This window comes from Xylanibacter ruminicola, from assembly GCF_900142525.1.
In the GTDB taxonomy this organism is placed as follows: domain Bacteria; phylum Bacteroidota; class Bacteroidia; order Bacteroidales; family Bacteroidaceae; genus Prevotella; species Prevotella ruminicola_A.
Map to the genome: position 1 here is coordinate 47,762 of NZ_FRBD01000013.1, position 25,655 is coordinate 73,416.

At 48.5% G+C, this 25,655-nt stretch carries 11 protein-coding genes; 4 read left to right on the forward strand and 7 right to left on the reverse strand.

Annotation, left to right across the window (positions count from 1 at the left end):
* Entirely contained in the window at nt 1-5,433 is a 5,433-nt protein-coding gene (locus BUB86_RS09480) for an alpha-2-macroglobulin family protein (protein ID WP_073208798.1), read from the reverse strand.
* 802 nt (nt 5,434-6,235) lie between these two features.
* Here BUB86_RS09480 and BUB86_RS09485 point away from each other — a divergent pair.
* Nucleotides 6,236-8,296 (forward strand): acetate--CoA ligase family protein, encoded by a 2,061-nt coding sequence (locus BUB86_RS09485; RefSeq protein ID WP_073208800.1) that lies wholly within the window; start codon nt 6,236-6,238, stop codon nt 8,294-8,296.
* Nucleotides 8,297-8,343: 47 nt separating this feature from the next.
* Complete coding sequence (locus BUB86_RS09490; protein ID WP_073208802.1) at nt 8,344-9,570, forward strand: NAD(P)/FAD-dependent oxidoreductase; 1,227 nt, start codon at nt 8,344-8,346, stop codon at nt 9,568-9,570.
* Here the strand turns inward: BUB86_RS09490 and BUB86_RS09495 are convergent.
* From BUB86_RS09495 to BUB86_RS09510, 4 genes are all read right to left on the reverse strand, one after another.
* Nucleotides 9,527-11,050: a RagB/SusD family nutrient uptake outer membrane protein gene (locus tag BUB86_RS09495; protein ID WP_073208804.1), complete on the reverse strand. Its 1,524-nt coding sequence runs from the start codon at nt 11,048-11,050 to the stop codon at nt 9,527-9,529. The two genes, BUB86_RS09490 and BUB86_RS09495, sit on opposite strands and share 44 nt — an antisense overlap.
* A 30-nt stretch (nt 11,051-11,080) precedes the next feature.
* Nucleotides 11,081-14,356 (reverse strand): SusC/RagA family TonB-linked outer membrane protein, encoded by a 3,276-nt coding sequence (locus tag BUB86_RS09500; RefSeq protein WP_073208806.1) that lies wholly within the window; start codon nt 14,354-14,356, stop codon nt 11,081-11,083.
* A gap of 257 nt (nt 14,357-14,613) precedes the next feature.
* The gene (locus BUB86_RS09505; protein ID WP_073208916.1) at nt 14,614-16,101 is read right to left on the reverse strand and encodes a RagB/SusD family nutrient uptake outer membrane protein; all 1,488 of its coding nucleotides are present in this window, start codon (nt 16,099-16,101) and stop codon (nt 14,614-14,616) included.
* Nucleotides 16,102-16,116: 15 nt separating this feature from the next.
* The gene (locus BUB86_RS09510; RefSeq protein ID WP_073208808.1) at nt 16,117-19,305 is read right to left on the reverse strand and encodes a SusC/RagA family TonB-linked outer membrane protein; all 3,189 of its coding nucleotides are present in this window, start codon (nt 19,303-19,305) and stop codon (nt 16,117-16,119) included.
* Nucleotides 19,306-19,552: 247 nt separating this feature from the next.
* On the opposite strand from BUB86_RS09510, the gene BUB86_RS09515 reads away from it, so the two are divergent.
* The gene (locus tag BUB86_RS09515; RefSeq protein WP_073208810.1) at nt 19,553-21,994 is read left to right on the forward strand and encodes a GH36-type glycosyl hydrolase domain-containing protein; all 2,442 of its coding nucleotides are present in this window, start codon (nt 19,553-19,555) and stop codon (nt 21,992-21,994) included.
* 120 nt (nt 21,995-22,114) lie between these two features.
* Here BUB86_RS09515 and gap read toward each other — a convergent pair whose 3' ends face one another.
* Nucleotides 22,115-23,140 carry a type I glyceraldehyde-3-phosphate dehydrogenase gene (gene gap / locus BUB86_RS09520; RefSeq protein ID WP_027451058.1) on the reverse strand — a complete coding sequence of 342 codons (1,026 nt, stop codon included), beginning with the start codon at nt 23,138-23,140 and terminating at the stop codon, nt 22,115-22,117.
* Between the two features lie 300 nt (nt 23,141-23,440).
* Here gap and mscL point away from each other — a divergent pair, with 300 nt between their 5' ends.
* The gene (mscL, locus tag BUB86_RS09525; protein ID WP_073208812.1) at nt 23,441-23,872 is read left to right on the forward strand and encodes a large conductance mechanosensitive channel protein MscL; all 432 of its coding nucleotides are present in this window, start codon (nt 23,441-23,443) and stop codon (nt 23,870-23,872) included.
* Between the two features lie 137 nt (nt 23,873-24,009).
* Here mscL and guaA read toward each other — a convergent pair whose 3' ends face one another.
* Complete coding sequence (gene guaA / locus BUB86_RS09530) at nt 24,010-25,620, reverse strand: glutamine-hydrolyzing GMP synthase (RefSeq protein ID WP_073208814.1); 1,611 nt, start codon at nt 25,618-25,620, stop codon at nt 24,010-24,012.
* Between the last annotated feature and the right edge of the window lie 35 nt (nt 25,621-25,655).

A 25,655-nucleotide genomic window follows, 5' to 3' on the forward strand; every position in this document is an offset into this window, starting at 1 on the left:
TTAATAATTAATCTTTCGCTCGGCTTCGCCGCTTGGCTTGCCAAGAATGTTTAACGTCTCCGACTTTGTAACGGCGCGGAATTCCGGACTATAGGCACACTCTACGGTGGCGGTACCCGTCTCGTAGGTTCCTGGGCGATCGATATAATACTCGGTCTCTATCACATGTGTACCCTTCGACAGCATGTCGTAGAAGTAGCAAGTGGTGTTATCGCGCGGGGTGATATAACCTCCATGATGATAGCCACTCAACTGCTTTACGGGCTCCATGCAGGCAGCACGCTTATCTACCACCTGCACAAAGTCGTAGTCGCGATCGGCAGTGATGGTGAGGCGGACGCGGATACGATCGCCTACTAGCAGGCTAGCAGAACAAGCCTGACTAGTTTTGCTAGCGATAATCTCCCGCTTGATGCTTAGGCCGCTACCTGTATCAGCCACGTTCTTGGCGGGCTGGAAGAACTGGGCGTAGACGGCTCCCCACGATGTGCCATCGCTGGTCTTGCGGATGGTGAGTCGCTTGCCCTTAGGCAGCTCGGTCTTTACATAGCCAATAGCCGCAGTAGCCTTGGGCAGGGGCACAGTCTTCACATCCAGGTTGATGGTAGCCATCTTCTGATTCTGAACCAGTCGGAACTCCTGTCCCTTCAGGAAGGCATACACGGCGTTCACGCTGTTGATAGGTGTATCCCACGCCTGCGTGCGCTTCTGCTGGAGCAACCAGCGCTGCATCTCGTCGATGGTCTCGAAGTCGTTTGGCGTGATAGCCTGTAGTGCCTCGATGGCGATACTCTGTGTAGGAATCTTATAGTCGAACCAAGAGTAGCCGGCACGCGGTGTGTCGTAGTAGCGACCCATCTCCTCGCGGAATACGGTGTACTCCTTCAGCGACTGGGCGTACTCCTGAGCGCGCTGGGCATCCAGCTTCTGGAAGATAACGGCCGAGAGGGCCTTGTCGTAGATGCTCTGGCGCTTGATGTCCTTCTTCAGCAACTCTATCAGATAGCTGTTGGCTGTCTGAACCTCAGTAGGCAGTTTCCTGCCATCGAGCGTTACCAGGTAGAGCCACTGCAGAGCCTTATAGCTGGGGAATGTCACGGTCTCACCTTTCTTCTCGGCCTTCTTCAGTTCCTTCACCAAGTCTACTATCTCCCGTCCCATAAATCCGAAGGCGCTATTCAGCATCTTGGCGGTACCGCTCTGCTTTTCAGTAAGTGCATTCAGACGAACCAGCATCTCGCTCACGGCCACGGTCATATAAAACGATCCCGGCATGCCTGGATACCATGTCCACGAGCCGTCGCCCAACTGGAGTTTCGTCAGTTTCTCGATGCACTTATCCAGTCGGTTGTTCATCAGGTTCTCGTCAAAGAAGTCGGCCATGCGGTGCTTCTGCTCCGTCTCGTTGTCAGCATCCATCACCCAAGGCGTCTCGCTCAGAACGAGATTTTTCAAATCTTCGTTCTTCTGCAACTGCGATGAAAGTGAATTGTTAATTTTTAATTGTGCATTATTCTCCTGCTGCTTCCATAGCTCGAATACGGGCTTGATTTGTGGATTCTGATCGATGATGTATTTGCCTATTCCGTTGGCATAGTACGATGCAGCCAGCGAGATGGCATTATCCTCATTGGGCGAGCCTACCGAAGGCAGCGCCTGAACCATCAGCCACACGGGGTTGTTGGTGTACTCCAGCGTGAGCTTAGCGTTCTTGGCATCAGCAGGCACCAGCTTTGTCAGGTCGATGGTCTCTGTACCAGGCTTGTGCTGGGTGATAGGCAGAGCCACTGTGATGCGCTCGCTAGCAGGCAGCACGGGCAGATAGTGCTGCTCGCCGTCAGAGTATCCCTTTCCGCTGATGCTCATCTTGCATATTAACATCGTTGGCTCATAGCCAGCAGTGTTAATATCAAATGCCACAGGCCGCGTTTCGCCTGCTTTCAGGCTTACGCTTTGAGTCTTCTCGTAGATGGTGGCGTTGGTCTCAGCATTGATCAGTACCAGGCGTGCTGTGCCCTTAACGGCCTTCTCGCCCGTATTCATCACACGGACCGATATGGTGGCCTCGTCGCCCTCGCGGATAAAGCGTGGCACGTTGGGCTGAATCATCACGTCCTTCTTAGCCACCGCCTCGGCCTCAATCAGTCCGTAATAGAGTTCGCGTGTGTGGGCAAAGCCCAGCAGCTGCCAGGTAGTCAAGCTCTCGGGCAGGGTGAACTTAATGGCCACACGACCGTTCATATCGGTAGTCAGCTGTGGATAGAAGAAGGCGGTTTCGTTCAGGTTTTCGCGAATCTGGATATCTTCTGTCTGCTTCTCGTCTTCGGCCACAGCAGGTGCTTCGGCAATGTCAACATCGGCAGTCTCTACCACATCAAACACTTTGGCATCCGCATTCTTAGCCATTGGTGCAGCCACCATAGCAGGTGCCGATTCAAGCATCATCACACCATCCTCCAGGCCGATATTTCGCGCACCCAGTTTCATTCTTGAGCCGCGATAGCCAAATGTGCGATAGTATTGTGGATATACATCGTGGTCGAAACGGCTGAAGCTGATCATATCATAGTCGAGTGCCTTCCACGAACGTGAACCGAAACGTGAGAATTGCTCACGAGGAACATACGTCCACGCAGTAAAGGGCAGTTGTATCCACAGATAAGGCATAAACTGCCATTGATGCTTGGCTATCTGGTTCAGACTCTGGTCGTAGAGTGTAGCCATCAGGTTAGCATTCACAGGCTTGCCGCTGGCATCCTTGATGGTCAGCGTCCACTCCTCCTTCTGTCCGGGCGTCAGACGGTTGCGGAAGGTAGCCCACTCCAGCTTCAGCTTCTTATCAGGCATGGGGCGTTGAATCCTTGCCGAATGCGTGTAGCAATGGCCGTTCTTCACCCAGGCATAGGTTATCAGCAGTCCGGTATCGTATTCATCTTTATAAGTAAACTTGCGGTTTATCAGTTGGTTGCTGCGCTCTACCGAACCCTGCTCTATCAGTTTCTTACCCGCAAAGATGCCGTACACGATATGCACATCCTGAGCCGACGAACCCACCTGGATGGTTACTGGTGTACCATCGTTGGGGAACTGCGTTGCGCTCTGGTAGAACCAGTCGTCCGTTTCAGCCACAGGGCGCTGATCATTAAGTGAGAAGATGATGAAAGTGCGCTCTACGGTCTGATCCTCGTAGGCAGCTTCGACGGTGTGCTTACCAGTTGCAAACGCACCTAATGCCTGTGCACTATTGGCTTTCACCGTTTGCCACTCGCCTCCGTCTACGCGATAATGCACCTCTGTGTCGATATCCTTTCCAGCGGCATTGCGCACGTGGAAGGTGGCTGTGGGGTTATCCTCTATCAGCACCTTGTCGGCTATGTCGATGCTTAGTGCTGTCTTGCGATTGCCCAGTGGCAACGATAGCTGTCCGTTATGCGTTTCGCCTGCCCCATCGGTCACATCGGCCATCACCACAAAGTTGTAGAACATGGTGTGCTTGGTCTCGGGCATGGTCAGCGGCATCTGCACCGTAAAGTTTCCATCGGCATCGGTGGCTGCCTCGCCGCTATATATCTCGTCGCCATTCGAACTGTAGCCGAAGGTGCCCTCTTCGTAATAACGATTGTAATCGTACCACCAGAAGGCCATGCGACGCATCACCTTATAGCTCACCTTGGCATCCTGTACGGGCACACCGGCATAGTTCATCGCCGTACCCTTCACACTGATGGTGTCGCCAGCCTTGTAGGCCTCCTTATATTCGTCAAAGTCCACGTGGAATGTGGGGCGCTTGTACTCCTCTACACGTATGCGCTGCGAGTTGTTGTTCACCAGGACGGTAAACCAGCCCGTAAGCCCCGTCTGTGGCAATGTAAAGTCTACGGCAGCCACACCCATCTCGTCGGTCTCTGCCTCCTTCTCGGCCACCGTCTTGTAGTTGGCATCCAGCAGTGTAAACTTCATGGGTTTCTTCGAGCAAACAGTCTGTTCTGTGCCGTGAACCACCTGATAGGCCATGGCCGAGGCATGCACCGTCTGCCCTGGGCGATAGATGCTGCGATCGGTAAAAATCACCGTCTGCTGCATCACGCGATCGGCATCGTAGTATACATATCGCCCTGAGCCGCTCAACACTACGCCCGCCTTATCGTCGTTGGTATAGGCAAACACGCTGCGGTTGCGCGTCACGTCGTCTGTGGGGAAGAAGAACTCGCCCTTGGCATTGGTCTCGCCAAGATAGTTTTTCTCGTTGCGATAGCTTATGCGTTCCTTAATCTTCAGCTTGGCGCCAGCTATGGGCTGTCCTGTTGTAGCGTTCACCACCACATAGCGTATTCTGCCGTTAGGCTGCGTCTCGGCGATGGTAAACATATCGGTTACGTGATACAGCGTGCGCACCACCTCGGTGGCAGGATTGGTTTTAAACTCCACCAGATACATGCCCACTGGCAGTCCTGCCAGCGTCATCGAATCCTCAAACAGCTCGTAGTCGGCATGCGCACCCAGCTGCTTGGTCTCGCTGATTACCGGCTGCCCCAACAGCGTGCAGATTTTACTCCAGCCCTTCTCGGTCGATGGCGTCTCTTCGATGTCGCCCTGGCATTTCACGGGGTATACCGTCATGGTGAGCTGCGACAGATGGCGCAACTCCTTCAGCGCCACTTTCTGCGATTGCATCGGACGAGCTACCGTCAGGTCGTAAGCCAGACTGAATTGTGGGTTCGTCAGCTGCTGCCTGGCATTGCGCAGCTCATTGATGAGCGTCCACTTGCCCCACTTCTCTATGGCATCATCTATGTAGGCTATGCGCTCGGCCGCAGTCGTGGTGTATGGCAGTTGGTGATACGCCTGCACGGCCAGGTTGGCATCTAGCAGGCTCACCGCCTTCTGGTTGCCCGCGCTGGCATAGTAGTCGCGCAGCACCTTGATTTCTTCCAGCTCACCGCCTATCACGCTCAGCATGTCGTTGCCAAACACCGCTGCATCTTCGCCCAGCACCACAAACGGCTCGTAGCTGCCCTGCTTGGTCTTAGCTAGCAGCTTGCACACCTCGGGCGTTAGTTGCGGTTTCTTCACATCCAGTTTCAAGTTGGCTTGCTCACTTCCTATCTGGTAGAGCACCGTCTGGTACACCAGCTTCAGCACCGCATCCTGCGCCTGGTTGTATCGCGCTACAATGCGATCTACTTCAGGCTTCAGCGAGTCGGGCGCTATGGCGGCCATCGTCTGTGCCCCCATCAGTTCCGCCTTGAGCAGCTGTCCGTATTGCTTCTCCTTCTGAGCCTTGTTCACTATCTGCTGTAGCACCTCATACTGCGTCTTGGGCAGATCTTTCTCTTCGGCCTCCGAAACCTTCTTCCAGAGCACCGAATACGATTGTCCGAATATGAACATAGGCATGATCAAAGCTATAGTTATCAATAGAAGTCTCTTCATACGTGTTACGCATTTAATATTTCTGCAAAGGTAACTTATTTTTTTCAATACACAAAAGGGACGGTTCTTTTTGTGTACTTTTTTTCGTTTTTTTGGGGCGAAGGTGTTAAAAACGTGGCCTTTTTAACACCTAATTGTGGATTTTCTAACACCATTTGCGATTTTTGAACACCTTATTTCAAAAATTCTTTGTAATTTTGCGGCCGAAAAATAAGAAAGCATAGTAAAAAAATAATAATGAAATGAAATTTACATCCATTTTTTGTCGAGCAGCCATGACGTTGCTCGTAATGTTGCTCACGTCTGTTTCGGCGTGGGCGTTCAAGCAACCGCAGCCTTCAGCTATACGACGATCCTGCCGAAGAAATCAGCAACGAAGGCGAAGTGATGTAATATCGCGATAAGTACACAAAAGGCGCTCGGCTTTGCCGCTTTGCTTGCAAAGTCCCTTTTGTGTACTTTATTTCTATCAAGTTTAGAAGTTTAGATGTTTAGATGTTTAGATTTTCTGTGTTTTTTATTGAGATTACGGGGTGATGAATATATAGCCGTTATAACCTATTTTAATATTATATTATAATATAATATTAAAATAGAGGTGTTTTTGAATATTCCTACTTGAGATAAATTCCTTAAAAATCTAAACATCTAAACTTCTAAACATCTAAACAAAAAAACACAGAAACGTAACTTTTAACCATCAGAAGTTACGTTTCTGTGTGGCAAAAGTTACGTTTCTGTTGCCCTAAAAAAAACTCAAATAAAATTTGGTTTTTTGCTCGTTTATTCGTATCTTTGCAATATGATTAACCAACAATTATTGAATCCGAAGAGCATCGTCGTGATTGGCGGCTCTAACAACGTGCATAAGCCCGGTGGGTCTATTGTGCGTAATATTAAGAATGGTGGTTTCGGTGGCGACCTGCACATTGTGAACCCCAAGGAAGATGAAGTGCAGGGAATAAAAGCCTTTCACGATGTAAAGGAGATACCACAGACGGAGCTGGCAGTGCTGGTAGTAGCAGCCAAGTTCTGTCCTGACTACGTGGACTATCTGTGCGCAGAGAAGGGCACAAAGGCCTTTGTGATTATCTCGGCAGGATTCGGCGAGGAGACCAAGGCGGGCGCCGAACTGGAGCAACGCATACTGGACACCTGCGATAAATACGGGGCGGCACTGATAGGTCCGAACTGCATAGGACTGCTGAATCGGAACCACCACAGCGTGTTTACACTACCCATACCCAAACTGAACCCGCAGGGCGTCGACTTTGTGTCGGGATCGGGCGCTACGGCGGTATTCATTCTGGAGAGTGCCGTGATTAAAGGTCTGCAGTTTAACAGTGTGTGGAGCATTGGCAACGGCAAGCAGATAGGCATAGAAGACGTGTTGCAGTATATGGACGACCAGTTTGACCCCGAAAAGGACTCGAAGGTGAAACTGCTGTATATAGAGAACATAGGCAACCCCGACAAGCTGCTATACCACGCCAGCAACCTGATACGCAAGGGATGCCGCATAGCAGCTATCAAAGCAGGATCGAGCGAGAGCGGAAGCCGCGCGGCATCGAGCCATACGGGCGCCATCGCATCGAGCGACTCGGCTGTAGAGGCTCTGTTCCGTAAGGCAGGAATAGTGCGCTGTTTTTCGCGTGAGGAGTTGACTACCGTTGGATGCATCTTCACCCTGCCCGAACTGAAGGGAAAGAACTTTGCGATTGTTACTCATGCGGGTGGGCCTGGAGTGATGCTTACAGATGCGCTGTCGAAAGGCGGACTGAACGTGCCCAAGATAGAAGGGCCCGAGGCCGACGAGCTGAAAGAGAAGCTGTTCCCCGGTTCATCAGTGGCCAACCCCATCGACTTTCTGGCCACAGGAACGGCCGAGCAACTGGGCACGGTGATAGATTATTGCGAAAACAAATTTGACGAGATAGATGCCATCGCCGTGATTTACGGCACTCCTGGACTGACGCAGCTCTACGAGGCCTACGACGTGCTGGACAAGAAGATACGTGAGTGCAAAAAACCTATCTTCCCCATATTGCCAAGCTTGCATACTGCCGGTCCCGAGGTGGCAGAATTCTTGAGCAAGGGGCATGTGAACTTCAGCGACGAGGTGACACTGGCCACAGCGCTAAGCCAAATCATGCGCACGCCAAAACCTGCACCGCCCGAGGTACAGCTATATGGCATCGACTTTCCACGACTGCACATCATCATCAGCGGCATAGAGCAGAACGGCTACGTATCGCCACAGACCGTACGCGAGATACTATCGTGCGCAGGCATACCACTGGTGCCCGAGTTGGTATCGAAGGATAAAAAGGAACTGACAGCCTTTGCCGAGCGCGAGGGATTCCCCGTGGTGGCTAAGGTGGTAGGGCCCATACATAAGAGCGACGTGGGCGGCGTGACACTGAACATACGAACACCCGAGCATCTGGCACTGGAGTTTGACCGCATGATGAAGATAAAGGGCGCAACGGGCGTGATGGTACAGAAGATGCTGAAGGGCACCGAGCTGTTTATAGGCGCGAAATACGAAACCCGCTTCGGCCACGTGACACTATGCGGACTGGGTGGCATATTCGTTGAGGTGCTGAAGGACGTATCGAGCGGACTAGCGCCACTAAGTTATGCCGAGGCCTACTCGATGATTCACTCGCTGCGTGGCTACAAGATACTGAAAGGTACGCGCGGCCAGAAGGGAATCAACGAGCAGAAATTTGCTGAGATCATCGTGCGTCTGTCTACCCTGCTGCGCTTTGCCACAGAGATCAAGGAGATGGATATCAACCCGCTGCTGGCAGACGAGAAAGACGTTGTTGCCGTTGACGCACGTATTCTTATTGAAAGATAATCATTTAAGTAATTGTATAGCCTACGGTAAAAGAATAAAAAGAAAGAATGAAAACAGCAATCGTTGGTGGAGGGGCGGCAGGATTTTTTCTGGCCATTAACCTGAAGGAGATGTGCCCCGAGATGCAGGTAACCATCTTTGAGGAATCGAAGAAGGTGCTTGCAAAGGTAGAGGTATCGGGTGGCGGAAGATGTAACTGTACCAACTCGTTTGAGGCAGTGACGGATCTGCAACAGGTGTACCCACGAGGCCACCGACTGCTGAAAAGGCTATTCAAGACCTTCGACTATCGCGACGCGTACGAGTGGTTTGAACGTCACGGGGTGAGACTGGTGACGCAGGAGGACAACTGTGTGTTCCCCATGTCGCAAGATTCGCACACCATTATTAATATGTTTTTGGCGGAGGCGAAAAGGCATGGCGTGGAGATTAAGACGCAATGCAAGATAGAATCGCTGGAGCAATTAGCGGAGTATGATTTTAAGGTGATTACTACGGGTGGAATGCCAAAAGGCATCGTGCCTAATCAAACCACCCCAAGCCCCTCCTTACTCTTTAAGGAGGGGAGCATTGTCTCCCCGGTGCCATCGCTGTTTACATTCAGTATTGAGGACGAAGCGCTGAGGGCGCTGATGGGAACGGTGGTTGAGGATGCAACGGCATCGATACCTGGCACAAAGTTTAAAAGCTGCGGACCGCTGCTGATTACCCACTGGGGCATGAGCGGACCAGCCATACTCAAACTCTCGAGTTATGCTGCGCGCGAGCTGCATGAGCACAACTACCAGATGCCACTGGCTGTGAACTGGACATCGCTGAAGGAGCCTGAGATACAGCAGGAGCTGCGCGAGATCATCATCCGCCATCCGCAGAAACAGATAGCCACCATCAGGCCCTTTGGATTGCCCAGTCGGTTATGGGATTATCTGGTGGCCAAAACCCTTGGCGAGCGCGCCCAGAACCGTTGGCAGAACCTGAACCAAAAAGAACTGAACCGACTGACAAACGCCCTGTGCAACGACCAATACCGGATAGCCGGGCGTTCGGCTTTCAAGGATGAGTTTGTGACGTGTGGCGGCATCGACCTTTCAGGCATAAACCCCAACACCCTGGAAGCAAAAACACTCCCCCAGCTTTATTTTGCTGGAGAAGTGCTCGACATCGATGGCATCACAGGCGGATTTAATTTCCAAGCCGCCTGGACCACCGCTTATGTAGTTTCCATGGCGATTAGTCAAGCAAGCCGTTGTAGTCAGTCTCCTTCTGAGGGATGACCCAAGTCCAGGCGTTACCGTCTTCAGGATTGATGGTAACGGCAAAATTAGTCATAAAACTACCACCCTCGGCCTTGGTCTTACGGACGATAGGATCGCCCCAACGCTTGAAGTCGAACCAATCGTTACCCTCGCCCCAAAGGTCGAAGCGACGATAGAGCTTAATCTCAGCCAGGAGGTCATCGCCCGTCTTTGTGCTTTGAGCATAAGCTGCATCGCGAGGACTAACCACCTCGAAAAGCAGCTGCTGAGCCTTAGCCTCCTGATTGAGGTGGCAATAAGCCTCGGCCTCAGTATAATACATCTCGGCAGCACGGATAATGGGGAATGAACCACCACCAGGCATAAACTCGGCCATGAGTTTAAACTGCATGTAAGCAAATATGAGTGAGCCAGAAGCTAAACGATCGGCATAATCGGCATATGCACGCTTATAAAGAGTCTTGGTGCTACGACCTGAGGCCACACACTCGGCATACTCGGCATCAGTAGGAACAAGGAACAGATTACGACGAACATCGCTAGCAGGAATCTGGTCGATGAGTTCCTTGCTGATGGCTACAGGATAGCTCTTGCAGTTGCTAGAGCTGGAGTTAGAACCGATATAAGCATAGAAGCCATAGTAGCCAAGAGTCTGGTTCTCTTCCTCGAACACACCCCATATCCACTCGTCGTTAGGTGTGTGGAACCCATCGCTATACTCATTGTTGCTCATCAGCGGATGACCCTCGCGAGCCATAGCAGCATACTTGGCAGCATTCTCCCAATCCTCGCGGGTTAGGGCAGCCTTAGCATAGATGGCATAGGCCACATCGAGACCAGGCTTATAGAACTTGGTGCGCGACTTGCCACTCTGCTTGTAGAGGGCAATGGCATCGTCGAGATCCTTGTAGATCTGAGCGTAGGTCTCGGCCTGAGTGGCTACAGGAGCGTCGCCAGTACTCTCGTCAATGCGCAATACGATACCCTCGGTGCTGCCCTTGGTGTCGCTCCAGCGCTTGGTATAGAGCTGAGCCAAACGGAAGAACGAGTAAGCACGGAAGGTGAGAGCCTGAGCCTTGAGGAAAGCCTTATCGGCCTCAGTACCCTCGGCATTGTCGATATTGCAGATAATACCATTGGCATTGCTCACCAGCTTATAGTAATAGAACCAGGGATAGTAATCGTAAGGACTGGTAGAACGCAGATGATAGGTGTTGTTCCACACGGTGGCCCAACTTGTATGGTTGCTCTTCTGGGCATCGTTGCCAGTAAAGGTGCCATACCAGTTGAGGATAGTACCCTCGCCATTCATGCCCTGAGTGTCGAGATACTTCTGAGACATAGCGCGACAGATGCCATTGAGCGAGAGCTCAGCATTATCGGTAGTGCTCAGAATGGTAGATGTACCCATCTGAACCTCAGGAGCGGTATCCAGATAATCGCTACTGCAAGCAGTAAGACCCAGCGTAGCGATGCATATATATAAATACTTTTTCATAATTATCAATTATCAATTATCAACTATCAATTAAAACTTGATGTTTACGCCAGCTGAGAATACACGTGGTGTAACGAATGTATTAGACTGAGTACCAGCATAGTTCTGCTGTGGGTTCATACCCTTGCGGGCAGTCTTAGTAAAGAGGTTTTCGCAAGCCAAGGTAAGCGTTACGCCCTCGAGCTCGAGTTTACGTACCCACTCCTTAGGCAGGCGATAAGACAGGTTTACATTCTTAAGGATGAGATAGCTGGCACTGGTGAGCCAACGAGAAGAAGTAGCATTCAAATCGGCTTCCATACCACTTACAACCATTGCCGAGTTGTTAAGCTGTGGAATGCCGTTAGGATCGATAGCATCAGTAGCAGTAGCCTGCTCAACGGTCCATCCCTTCAGCACATCCTTGTGGAGCGAAGACGGGGTACCGCTAGACATCATCAGCGAGCGATAGTTGCTATCCATCACCTTACCACCAAGCTGATAGGTAAACATGGCGTAGAGCGAGAGATCCTTATAGCTGACGGTGAAGTTGAAGCTTCCGTAGGCAGTAGGCATGGCCGATCCGTGGAACTCACGCTTGCCATAAGTGGTAAGATAGCTGTAAGGTACACCATTGATAACCACAACAGCATTCAGGTCGTTGCCCGTAATCTGCTTACCATCCTTGTTACCATAGGTGGTAGTGCCATCGCTGAAGAAGTAGTCATCATCGTTGAACTTATAGAGCGAGAGGCCGTTCTTGGTGTTGATACCCTCCCATGTGTAGGTATAGAACGAATAGCGATCCTTGCCCTCGACAATCTTCTTGGTACCATCGATGATACCATTCTTGTTCTGCTCGGGCAGCTTCACAATCTTGTTCTTAACAAAGGTAACATTGGCACCTACATTAATCTTCCACTCCTTGGTCTTGAATACATCCATATCGGCCGAGAACTCGAAACCACGGTTAGAAATGGTACCCAGGTTGCGGGTAATGGTAGACTCGGCACTTGTGGTGCTGGTAGCACCAGCTGAAAGTGGATTGTAAACATTAAAGATCAGATCCTTGTTGCGCTTGTCGAAGTACTCGATGCTGAAGTTCAGCTTGTTAAACAAGCGACCATCGACAGCGATACCCCACGACTGACCTGTTTCCCACTTCAGATCCTCGTTAGGCAACTGGGCAATCCAGAAGGCACCCTCACGATCGTTCTTTGAGGGGTTGTAAAGCGCCATATAACCATAATATCCTGTTCCGGCATCGTTACCCACCTCACCATAGTCGGCACGCAGCTTCAGGTAGTTCACCCAGTCGTACTTACGCATGAACTTCTCGTTAGAGATAACCCAGTTGGCACCACAGCTCCAGAAGTTACCCCAACGTGAATGCTTGGCAAACTTAGACGAACCGTCGCGACGGAACGAGGCCTCGATGTTATAGCGATTGTCGTAACCATAGCGTACACGGCCCAGATACGACTCGGTGTGATAAGTTTCATTATAGTCGTTCACATCAACAGGGTTGGTAAAGTTCTTCAGGTTGTTCAAACCAGGAACCACCTCCTGATGCTTGCTACCACTCAGGTAGTTATAAGTATAATCGTAGTTCTCATGACCCAGCAGAGCATCGATAGAATGAACTCCATACTCCTGACGCCAATGCAGCTGCTGCTGGAAGGCGTAGTTCTTATAGCGATAATCCTTACGAGTACCAGCACCACTAACACTCTTGCTATCGCCAATAACAGCCGAACCATAGCTATTCTCTGAATTGGTGCGCAGGTTCAGGTTACCCTTCACGGTGAAGGTGAAGTTGTAAGGCAAGATGATATCAGCATAAAGAATACCATTGATGGTGTTACGAGTGGTCTTATCCTGATTCAACTCGTTCTCCCAGATGACATGACGATCAGGGTACTGATTGCGTGTAACAATGGTCTGACCATTAGCATCGACATACGAACCACCATCATACTGCTTCTGTCCGAAACCATCGAGAATATACTCGCCAGTGTTCACATCGTGCAAATGAACAGGATAGATGGGCGATATGTTACGACAATAGTTGAACGGATTGGTGTAGCCACTGGTTCCAGTGCCATAAGAGGCATCGAAATTCTGATGGGTAACGTTAACGTTCAATCCGGTCTTCAACCACTTGGTTGGCTGGATGTTGGTAGCCAGACGGGCTGAGATACGATCGAAACCAGAGTTCTTAAGATAGCCCTGCTCGTTGAGATAGCCTACAGACATCAAGTAGTCGGCCTTCTCGTTAGCACCATTGGCATTGAAGTTGTACTCCTGGCGATAACCACTCTTGATGGTCTGCTTGTACCAATCGAGGTCTTCGCCATAGGTACCCTTTATCTGTGCATCGCTCACAAGCTTACCATCAGCAGTAAACAGAGCATCGTCGGCCTTATTAAAGATGTTAAGGAACAAGCGCTCTGAAATCAGATTCTGCGAAGCAAAAGCACCTGCAGTAGCGGCATCGTCGCCTGCCGACATGCGCTGGTTCTTCATATTGAGCCACTGAGCCTCCATCCAATCGCGAGTGGGCAGGAGGTCGTACTCGGGAATACCACGACTATAGGTACCCTGCTTGATGTCGACAGACACATTCAACTTGCCCTGCTTACCCTTCTTGGTGGTAATCAGGATAACACCGTTAGAAGCGCGGTTACCATAAAGAGCAGCAGAAGCAGCATCCTTCAGTACCGACATCGACTCGATATCAGCAGGATTCAAGTCGCTGATGTTGCCCTCGAAAGGCACACCATCGAGGATATATAGCGGATTAGTATCGCCGTTAACGGTTCCCACACCACGAATACGGATAGAGGGATCCTGACCAGGAACACCATAGGTGCTGTTAACCTGGATACCAGTAACGGTTCCTTCGAGTGCCGAAGCCACAGATGAAGTGGGGCGCAACTCGATAGCCTCACTCTTCACCTCCTGGATAGAACCTGTAAGCGAAGTCTTCTTCTGTGTACCATAGGCCACAACCACTACTTCGTCGAGAATCTGTGAATCGTTCTTAAGTTGAATTTTCAGAGTTTTTGTGCTGACAGCCACCTCGAGTGGCTCCATGCCCACATAGGTAATCTTAAGTGTCTTCACTCCCTCGGGCACTTCGAGAGTAAAATTACCATCGTAATCGGTAATGGTACCAATGCTAGCATTGCCAACAGCCTGGATTGTTGCTCCAATAATCGGCTCGTTATCCTCAAAACTAACCACCGTACCAGTAACCTTTGTTTGAGCCATAGCCATTCCAGCAAGCAGGAACAAGCCGGCCAACATCATACTGAGTCTTTTCATTTAATAATAAAAATTTTATAATATACTAGTAATTACTTAAATACTTAAACGAACTAAATTAGTCTTTCCCAAACTAAATATTGGCATTTCTCACGAAATGGGCTGCAAAGGTACAAAGTTTTTTAATATAAAACAAGTAAAAAAGCAAAAAACTTGCAAAAATATTCCGCAAATTTGCGTTTTCCAACTTGCGGTTAACAAAAAAATGGAGCCAGAGAGTTATTCTCCAGCTCCATAAGTATTTTTAGAACGACTGATTAATAGTTCTTGGTGCAGAGCTTATTAAAGTCGGTCTCGTTCTTAGGAATTTCCCATACCCAACCATCAGCATCGGCATCCTTCTCAAGGAATGTACAGAATGTCTGGACGAAGTTACGACCACGCTTGATAGGCTGGTGCAGACGCTTCAGGTCGTAGAAACGGAATCCCTCGCCCCAAAGTTCTATACGACGGCTATTCATAATCTCTTCAGCCAGAGCATCGCCTGTATTACCCTTTGATACGTAAGACGGATCGCGGGTTACCTGGAACTTGGTGAATACCTCCTGAGCCTCAGCATTCTTACCTGCACGAGCCAAAGCCTCGGCCTCAGTCAGATACATCTCGGCCAGACGCATGAAGGCTACATCGCCAACTGCATTAGCATCAGAACGAGCAGTGAACTTACGGTTCTGATAAGGCTGCTTAACGAAGGTACTCTTGGGAACACTCATATTACCTGTTGGATCCCACCATGCACGGCGCAAGTCGGTTTCCGACATGGTATCGTAGGTATCAGCATTGATACACTTCACACCCTGACGAATAGCAGTGGCGTTGAAGTTCCACGACATGTAGGCATAGAATGAATAGAAGTAAACGGTCTTATCGTCAGGAGTACGTGCAGCATACATAGCCTCCTTGGTATCAGTACAGATATCAGCAAAGCCTGACATCAGCTGGCCACCTTCCATCAGAGCGCCACCGTTAGCCTCAGCCAGTGAGATAGCCTTAGCAGCATAAGTTGCAGCATTATTATAGTTCTGCATAGCAAGAGCCACACGAGCCTTCAAGCCCCAAGCCACCATCTCGCTATAGTGGTGATAGCCAGGATTAATTCCAACCAGAGCCTTGCATGCCTCGTCGAGGTCGTCATTTATCAGCTTATAAACCTCTTCAACAGAGTTACGAGCCTGTTCCTCAGTAGCAGCTGTCAGGCGATAAGGGATGCCGTCCTGAGTGTTGTTACCACCAGCCTCATAACGCTTAGCGTAAAGCTGTACAAGATTGAAGTGAGCCCATGCACGAATACACAGAGCCTCACCCTTTACCTGATTATAAAGAGACTCATCAGTCTTAGGAGCTTCCTCAACACCTGCGATAATCTTATTAGCATTCAGAATCCATTGATAATAGATACGCCAATAGCTTGAGTTGTAACCAGAAGTCTCATTAGTATTGCATGACCATCCCAAGTAGGCGGCCTTACACCATGTGTTTGTAATCCAGGTAATATCATCTGCCTCAATATCGCGACAGAACATAAAACCAGGCTCACCACCCAGACACTGATAACCCGTTTCCTGAGATACCATCTCCTTATGTATACCGTTCAGTGCTATATATAGGTTGTCGAGCGAACTATTGATTGAAGTTTCAGAAACAGCGTTCGAAGGAACTGTATCCAGATAATCCTTTCCGCAACTGCTTAGGCCAACAGCCAACAAAGCAGCCATTCCGAAATTCAGTATTTTATTGTATTTCATAATCTGCATTTATTATTAGAATGATACATTAAGTGCGAATGTAAAGTTGCGAGAAGGCATGTACTCGTTATAAACAAGACCGCTGTAGTTAGCCATTGGGTTCAAGCCCTGACGAGCCTTCAGCATGAACAGATTCTCGACAGCAAACGAAAGACGAGCTGACTTCAGACTAGCATACTTCAGGAGTTGCTTTGGAACCTGATAACCAATAGTTACAGAACGCAGGTTCAGATAATCTGAGCTTGTAAGCCAGCGTGTAGAGTAGCCTGTAGAGATGTTTGTGTTATGAGCAGCAGTAGCATCAATACGAGGTACATCTGTTACATCACCAGCCTTCTGCCAAGCATTCAGTAGATCGGGACTCATAGCCTGTCCATAGCTACCTGTGCTCATCATATCCTGATAACCATAATCGAGCAGCTTACCACCCAACTGATATGAGAATACTGCAGCAAAGTCAAAGCCCTTATAGTAAGCATTCAGGTTGAAACCACCAAACAGATTGGGGTTAGAATGTCCACTGAACTCAAATTTAGCATTGCTATAGCTGTTTGTAAGCTGTACGCCATCGATGGTGAGATATGTATCGCCACCCTCCTGATACTTGTCGGGATCAGCAATCCAAAGACCATCACCAGTTGCAGGATCAACACCATACCACTGACGGAGCCAGAACTCATACATGCTCTTTCCTTCAACCCACTTCTTAGAACCTGATACATAACCATCCTTCATGGTATCAGGCAATTTAGTTAGCTCGTTCTTTACGAATGTAGCATTAGCACCAACGCTGAATCCATAGTCCTTTTCCTTAATCACCTTATAATCAAGGTTGATTTCAAGACCAGAGTTAGTAACCTTACCTACATTCTGGATAACAGAACCCACACCAGTTGAAAGAGGCTGAGATACGTCGAAGAGCAAGTCCTTAGAAGCCTTACGGAAGTACTCGATAGATCCAGTGAGGCGATCGAACAAACCAAACTCAACAGCAAAGTCAGTAGAAACCTGAGTCTCCCACTTCAAACCTGAATTAGCAATAGTGGTAAAGTAAGCACCAGCCTCGTTATAGTTCTTATAACCCATTCCGTAAAGAGTCTGATATGGATAGTAATCAGAATCGCCATCGCTATCAAGAATAGCGTCGTTACCGGTTTCACCGTATGATGCACGAATCTTCAGATTATCAATCCACTTAAACTCCTTCATAAAGTCCTCTTCGCTCAAACGCCAGCTGGCACCAAACGACCAGAAATCACCCCAACGGCAATCCTTAGAGAAACGAGAAGAACCATCGTGACGATAAGACATGGTGAGATAGTACTTGTTAGCATAATCGTAGTTGATACGACCAAAGTAACCCTCCTTCTTATAGTTGTCAGTATATGAGCTCAGGCTACTGATGTTTACAAAGTTACCAAACTCGAAAAGATTCTTCAGAGTCTCCTCGGTCTTCATGCCGTACACATATTCATATTTATAAGAATAGTTCTCATGACCAACCATAGCCTCAATATGATGATCGTTGAAAGCCTTGGTGTAGTTAATCAGCTCGTTCAGAGTCTGAGTAGTAGAACGGGTTGAAGTAATGTTCAGACGTCCAGGTCCTGCTGTACCATCACCTACGTATGGGTTCTCGTATACCTTACGACGATAGTCAGAACTATTAATAGAGTAGTTAACGGTGATATCAAGACCCGCAATAGGAGATACAGTAGCATAGGTACGACCTGTGTATGCATTTCTCACATACTCACGAGTGTTAAGCTCGGTCTCGGCAATAGCATCACGACCAGGAGCTGAGAGACGGTCTCCATCGTAGTCGTAAACATACTCAGCAGGGTTAGTTGTTACGTTACCCTCAGAATCCAGATAAGCGCCAGTAGCAAGGTCGTGCTTGTGGATTGAGTAGATAGGCGCCATACCGCGAATGTAGCGGGTAAGGTTTGAGTATGAACTAGAGTTGCTTGATGTAGAGGTTGAATAGTTTGAAATAGTACGGTTAATACCCAGATTCAAACCTGTCTTAAACCACTTAACAGGATTAACATTATAGTTAAGACGACCGCTATAACGCTCAAAGTCGGTCTTAATCATATAACCATTATCCTTAACATATCCGATTGAAGCGTATGTATCGCTCTTCTCGGTCTTAGTGCTGTAGCTCAGGTTGTACTCCTGACGATAACCAGTCTTGAAAGCAGCATCTTCCCAATCCAGATCATCACCCCACTTCAACTCATTTGCAGCAGGATTCAGCAAACCATCAGTACCAACAATAGCATCATCGGCTACACCCTTGAAGATGTTGTAACCACGCAGTGTTGATCCCAAATTGCTAGTAGCCAGCTGACAAGCATCGGCCTCTGACTTACCTGTAGAAACATAAGAGTTCTTCAACATCTGCCACTGAAGTGGATAATAATCGCGAACGCCAACCTTTGCATAGTCCTTATATGCACGGTTTGACCATCCCTGACGGATGTCGAGTGTTACACCGGTACCATCGTTACCTTTACCCTTCTTGGTAGTAATCAGGATAACACCGTTACCTGCGCTCGATCCATAAAGAGATGTAGAAGCAGCGTCCTTCAGAACAGTCATCGACTCAATATCCTGTGGGTTAAGGTCAGAAATGCTTCCATTGTAGATAGCACCATCTACAACATAGAGAGGTGCATTCGAAGCATTAACCGAACCGAATCCACGAACACGGATGCTTGGAGCCTCACCAGGCTGACCAGTAGAAGCTGTTACCTGAATACCCGAAGCATTACCTTCGAGTGCAGAAGCTACGTTAGTAATTGGTCGATTTTCAATACTCTGGCTACCAACCGTAGAAGCCGATCCGGTGAACGATGATTTCTTAGCGGTACCATATGCTACCACGATTACCTCATCCAATACTTTGTCGTCGTTGCGAAGCTGGATACGCAGAGGCCTATTACTTACTGCCACCTCTAATGGCTCCATACCTACATAAGAAATACGCAACGTTTTCTTACCCTCTGGTACAGTAAGGGCAAATTTTCCGTCAATGTCTGTGATGGTACCAATGCTTGTTGCACCTACAACCTGAACACTTGCGCCAATTACGGGCTCACCGTCCTCATAGGTTACAACGGTACCAGTCACCTTTGTTTGTGCCAGTGCCAATCCAATAAAAAGGAATAGGCTGGCTAAGGTCAAACTGATTCTTTTCATGTAATAACAAATTTAATAAAATTATAAAAATAACAACGTTTAATTATATCATATCAACTTTTCCCCCTAAGCGGTGGCAAAAATAATAAATAATTTTGTTTAAAACAAACAATTTAATTAAAAAATGGTATTATAATGCTCATTTATTACGCTTTATTGACCTAAGTCTTGTACATATCAGTAATTTTTGTAACTTTGCAACCTCTATTCGTTACTGATATCACATTTTTATAAAAATATAATTAACATGGAAAAGCAGAAACGTTACGGTCATTTCGACGACCAGCACCGTGAGTATGTCATTACAGACCCACAGACGCCGTGGCCTTGGATTAACTATCTGGGCAACGAGGATTTCTTCTCTCTTATTTCTAATACCGCAGGTGGATACTCGTTCTACAAGGATGCAAAATTCCGCCGTATTACCCGCTATCGTTACAATAATGTACCAATGGACAATGGCGGCCGATACTTTTATATCAAAGATGGTGACACTGTATGGAACCCAGGATGGAAACCTTGCAAGACTCCACTCGACTTCTACGAGTGCCGTCACGGCATGAGCTACACCCGCATCACGGGAAAGAAGAATGGCATTGAAGCCAGCGTTCTATTCTTTGTACCACTCAAAAAGTGGGCTGAAGTTCAGAAGCTTACACTCAAGAACGAAACAAGTGAAACCAAGACTCTGAAGTTGTTCAGCTTCGAGGAGTGGTGTCTTTGGAATGCTGCTACCGATATGGAAAATTTCCAGCGAAACTTCTCAACAGGTGAGGTAGAGATAGAGGGTAGTACCATTTATCACAAGACAGAATATCGCGAGCGTCGTAACCACTATGCTTTCTATCATGTAAACGCCGATATTCAGGGCTTTGATACCGATCGCGAGACCTTCGTTGGATTGTACAACGAGTTCGCTGACCCTCAGGCAGTTATGGAGGGGAAGCCTCGCAACAGTCATGCTCATGGTTGGAGCCCTATCGCTTCGCATTATATAGAGGTAACACTGAAGCCAGGCGAGAGCAAAGACTTTGTATTCCTGCTGGGTTACATCGAGAACGAGCAGGACGAGAAGTTTGAGGCTCCTCAGGTCATCAACAAGAAGAAGGCTCACGCCCTGATTGCCGAGCTCGACACCACTGAGAAGGTTGACAAGGCATTTGCCGAGCTTAACGCCTACTGGGATGCCCTGCTTAATATATATAATGTACACACGGGCAACGACAAGCTCGACCGTATGGTTAACATCTGGAACCAATACCAGTGTATGGTTACCTTCAACTTCTCGCGTAGCGCAAGCTTCTTCGAGAGTGGTGTAGGCCGTGGTATGGGCTTCCGCGATAGCAACCAGGACCTTGTGGGCTTTGTTCACCAGATTCCACCTCGCGCTCGTCAGCGCATCATCGATATCGCATCAACCCAGTTCCCCGATGGTGGATGCTATCATCAGTATCAGCCACTCACCAAGCGCGGAAACAACGACATTGGTGGCGGATTCAACGATGACCCATGCTGGCTCATCTTCGGTACCGTGGCTTATATCAAAGAGACAGGCGATTTCTCTATTCTCGACGAGATGGTGCCATTCGACAACCAGCCAGGCTCTGAGGTAACACTCTTCGAGCATCTCAAGATTTCTATGGACCACGTCATCAAGAACCTTGGCCCTCACATGTTGCCACTTATCGGCCGTGCCGACTGGAACGACTGCCTGAACCTGAACTGCTTCTCGTGGGATCCTAACGAGAGTTTCCAGACTACCGAGAACGTCAGCGAAGGCACCAAGGCCGAGAGCTTGATGATTGCAGGATTGTTCGTAGTAACAGGTAAGGATTATGTAGCTCTCTGCAAGAAGATTGGCAAGAACGACGAAGCCGATCGTATGCAGAAGGCTGTAGACGCGATGATTGAGGCTGTTAAGAAGCACGGTTGGGATGGCGAGTGGTATCTGCGCGCCTACGACTTCTATGGTCGCAAGATTGGTAGTAACGAGTGCGACGAGGCTAAGATCTTCATCGAGAGCCAGGGCTGGTGTACCATGGCCGAGATTGGTGCCGAGGATGGCATGGTGGCCAAGAGTCTCGACTCATGTAAGAAGTACCTGGAGTGCGAGCATGGAATGGTGCTCAACAACCCTGCCTTCACCAAGTATATCTACGAGTATGGCGAGATTTCTTCATATCCCGAAGGCTACAAGGAGAATGCAGGTATCTTCTGCCACAACAATCCCTGGGTCATCATCGGTGAGTGCATCGCAGGTCGCGGTAACGATGCCTGGAGCCACTACGCTAAGATTCTGCCTTCGTATGTAGAAGAGAAGTATCAGACCCTGCACAAGGTAGAGCCTTACGTAAACTGCCAGATGGTAGCCGGTAAAGATGCCTACAAGCCTGGCGAGGGTAAGAACTCATGGCTTACTGGTACCGCTGCATGGATGTGGTACACCGTCAGCGAGTTTATCCTGGGTATCAAGCCCGACTACGATGGCATCCGCATCGACCCATGTCTGCCCGAGACGGCAACCGATTACACCGTCACCCGTAAGTTCCGCGATGCCGAGTACGAGATCACCATCCATCCAAATGGAGCCCAGAAGGGTATTAAGAGCATCACCCTCGATGGCGCCAAGGTTGATGGCACCGTAATTCCCTACTCTGCCGGCAAACACACCGTAGAGGTTACGATGTAATATAAACAACAGCAATCCCCGCTACTCACCTAGCGGGGATTATTGTATATAACAGCTAACACCATACAAAAAAGCCACCCGATGAAAATCGAGTGGCTCATTTTATATATCTGAGTGGTATTACTTCAGCTCAGCGAGGTACTTGATAGTACGAACCATCTGAGAAGTGTAAGAGTTCTCATTGTCGTACCAAGAAACAACCTGTACGAGTGAGTTACCGTCCTCCATCTTGCTTACCATTGTCTGGTTAGCGTCGAAGAGTGAACCGAACTTCATACCGATGATGTCGCTAGAAACGAGCTTCTCCTCAGTGTAACCGAATGACTCGTTCTGAGCAGCCTTCATAGCAGCGTTGATGCTCTCAACAGTTACATCACCCTTAACAACAGCGTGCAGGATAGTTGTAGAACCAGTTGGAGTTGGAACGCGCTGAGCAGCACCGATGAGCTTACCGTTCAGCTCAGGAATTACGAGACCGATAGCCTTAGCAGCACCAGTTGAGTTAGGAACGATGTTCTGAGCACCAGCACGAGCGCGCTGAACATCACCCTTGCGCTGAGGACCATCGAGGATCATCTGGTCACCTGTGTAAGCGTGAACAGTTGTCATGATACCGCTCTGGATTGGAGCGAGGTCGTTCAGAGCCTTTGTCATTGGAGCAAGGCAGTTTGTTGTGCAAGAAGCAGCTGAGATAACAGTGTCAGCAGGAGTCAGAGTCTTGTGGTTTACATTGTAAACGATAGTAGGCAGATCGTTACCAGCAGGAGCAGAGATAACAACCTTCTTAGCACCAGCAGTGAGGTGAGCAGAAGCCTTCTCCTTAGATGTGTAGAAACCTGTGCACTCGAGTACTACGTCAACGTCGAGCTTACCCCAAGGCAGCTCAGCAGCGTTAGGAATAGCGTAGATAGTGATCTTCTTGCCATCAACTACGATGAAGTCCTCACCAGCCTCTACAGTGTGCTTGTTCTCACCGAACTTGCCACAGAAACCACCCTGAGCGGTGTCATACTTCAACAGGTGAGCAAGCATCTTTGGGCTTGTCAAGTCGTTGATAGCTACTACTTCATAACCTTCAGCCTCGAACATCTGACGGAATGCGAGACGACCAATACGGCCAAAACCGTTAATTGCTACTTTTGTCATTTTACTTAATTATTTAAATGGGTTATACCTATAATTACTAACTTTTTTCTATCGAAAACCAAAATTTTTCTGATTTCGGATGCAAAGTTACAAAATTATTCCTATATTTGCACCATAAATCACTGAAAAAAGAAGTGAAAAGTGAAAAGTGAAAAGTGAAAAGTGTAAAAATCAGCGGTCAAAAACCAATGATTGCAAAATACACATTACAATTCAAACATTTACTTTCTTGGACAAGCCAAGCGGCAAAGCCGAGCGAAATATTAAAAATTAAATATTTAACATTAAACTTTAAGGATTATGGGATTTATTAAAGAATTCAAGGAGTTTGCCATGAAGGGCAACGTGATGGACATGGCAGTCGGTGTTATCATCGGCGGTGCTTTTGGTAAGATTGTTACATCGCTGGTTGGCGATGTGCTGATGCCTGTAATCAGTCTGGCTACGGGCGGTATTGACTTTACAAACCTGTTTATAAACCTGAGCGACGACGTAAAGTATAAGACTCTGGCCGAGGCTCAGGAAGCTGGTGCTTCGGTATTTGCCTACGGACAGTTTTTGCAGAACATACTTGATTTTGTAATCATCGCATTCTGTATTTTCATGATGCTGAAAGGTATCAACAAGCTGAACCGCAAGAAGGAAGAGCCTGCACCCGAACCAGAGGCTCCAAAGGCCCCCACACAGGAGGAGTTGCTAGCTGAGATCCGTGACTTGCTGAAGAATAAATAAAGTTTTAAACCTACGGATTATACGGATTTTACGGATTAATTCTTAAGGCACCAAAAAAGACCTACGAGTTTTACGGGAATGGATAATAATAAATCCGTATAATCCGTAAAATCCGTAGGTCTTTAATTATTATAAAATTACTCCCACTCGATGGTTGCGGGTGGTTTTGAGGAAATATCATAGCATACACGATTAACACCGCGTACCTTATTAATAATCTCATTACTAACCTTAGCCATGAACTCATAAGGCAGATGAGCCCAGTCGGCAGTCATAGCATCGGTACTGGTAACAGCACGAAGTGCTACAGGATGCTCGTAGGTACGCTCGTCGCCCATCACACCTACTGAACGAACAGTAGAGAGCAGGATAGCTCCAGCTTGCCAGATCTGGTCGTAAAGCGAAACCTCGATCTCGCCATCCTGCATCTGAGCAGGAACACCTGCGGCCAGAACTTTACGAGCTTCCTCGCCAGAGAGCTTAACCTTATAATCGCGCAATCCGCGGATATAGATGTCGTCGGCATTCTGCAGAATCTCAACCTTCTCACGGGTGATATCACCAAGAATACGTACAGCGAGACCAGGGCCAGGGAAGGGGTGACGAGTGATCAAGTGTTCGGGCATGCCCATCTGACGGCCTACGCGACGAACCTCATCTTTGAACAACCACTTGAGAGGCTCACAGAGCTGCAGATGCATCTCTTTAGGCAGACCACCCACATTATGATGGCTCTTGATGACCTTACCTGTGATATTGAGACTCTCAATACGATCGGGATAGATTGTGCCCTGAGCCAACCACTTGGCATCGGTAATCTTCTTAGCCTCGGCATTGAACACCTCAACAAAGTCGCGACCGATGATTTTACGCTTCTGCTCAGGATCTGTAACACCAGCCAAATCACCAAAGAATTTCTCACTAGCATCAACACCTATCACATTGAGCCCCAACACCTTATAATCCTCCATCACCTGAGTAAACTCGTTTTTACGGAGCATACCATGATCGACGAAGATACAGGTAAGATTCTTGCCAATGGCCTTGTTAAGCAATACTGCAGCAACAGAAGAATCGACACCACCAGAGAGGCCGAGGATAACGCGGTCGTTACCCAGCTGAGCCTTGAGTTCGGCTACAGTAGAATCGACAAATGATGCAGCACTCCACTCCTGACGAGAGCCACAGATATCAACTACGAAGTTCTTGAGGAGCTGCGTACCCTGAAGGGTGTGGAACACCTCGGGGTGGAACTGAACGGCCCAAACAGGCTGCTTAGTTGATGCAAAAGCAGCATTCTTAACATCCTTGGTAGAACCAATCACCTCAAAGTCGCTTGGGATGGCGGTGATGGTATCACCATGACTCATCCATACCTGAGAGCCCTTTTCGAAACCTTTGAAGAGTGGGTTGTCGAGATTAATTGTCTCGAGGTTGGCACGTCCATACTCGCGAGAGTCGGCTTTTTCTACCTTACCACCCAATGTGTTGGAAATAAACTGCGCACCATAGCAAATGCCCAATACTGGTAGACGACCAACAAACTGGCTCAGATCGACCTTGAACGCCTCAGGATCGTGAACTGAGTAGGGTGAACCACTCAGGATGACGCCGATAACCGAAGGATCGTCCTTTGGGAACTTGTTGTAGGGCAGAATCTCGCAGAAGGTGTCCAGCTCACGTACACGACGGCCGATAAGCTGCGTGGTTTGCGAACCGAAATCCAAAATAATAATCTTCTGTGTCATACTATATTTTAATTATTGAATATTTAACATTGACC

What these genes read in the sequence shown, in the direction of transcription:
- BUB86_RS09485 (WP_073208800.1), top strand. Translation starts at nt 6,236, where the DNA reads ATGATTAACCAACAATTATTGAATCCGAAGAGCATCGTCGTGATTGGC.
- BUB86_RS09495 (WP_073208804.1), bottom strand. Translation starts at nt 11,050, where the DNA reads ATGAAAAAGTATTTATATATATGCATCGCTACGCTGGGTCTTACTGCT.
- gap (WP_027451058.1), bottom strand. Translation starts at nt 23,140, where the DNA reads ATGACAAAAGTAGCAATTAACGGTTTTGGCCGTATTGGTCGTCTCGCA.
- BUB86_RS09500 (WP_073208806.1), bottom strand. Translation starts at nt 14,356, where the DNA reads ATGAAAAGACTCAGTATGATGTTGGCCGGCTTGTTCCTGCTTGCTGGA.
- BUB86_RS09510 (WP_073208808.1), bottom strand. Translation starts at nt 19,305, where the DNA reads ATGAAAAGAATCAGTTTGACCTTAGCCAGCCTATTCCTTTTTATTGGA.
- BUB86_RS09505 (WP_073208916.1), bottom strand. Translation starts at nt 16,101, where the DNA reads ATGAAATACAATAAAATACTGAATTTCGGAATGGCTGCTTTGTTGGCT.
- BUB86_RS09515 (WP_073208810.1), top strand. Translation starts at nt 19,553, where the DNA reads ATGGAAAAGCAGAAACGTTACGGTCATTTCGACGACCAGCACCGTGAG.
- BUB86_RS09480 (WP_073208798.1), bottom strand. Translation starts at nt 5,433, where the DNA reads ATGAAGAGACTTCTATTGATAACTATAGCTTTGATCATGCCTATGTTC.
- mscL (WP_073208812.1), top strand. Translation starts at nt 23,441, where the DNA reads ATGGGATTTATTAAAGAATTCAAGGAGTTTGCCATGAAGGGCAACGTG.
- BUB86_RS09490 (WP_073208802.1), top strand. Translation starts at nt 8,344, where the DNA reads ATGAAAACAGCAATCGTTGGTGGAGGGGCGGCAGGATTTTTTCTGGCC.
- guaA (WP_073208814.1), bottom strand. Translation starts at nt 25,620, where the DNA reads ATGACACAGAAGATTATTATTTTGGATTTCGGTTCGCAAACCACGCAG.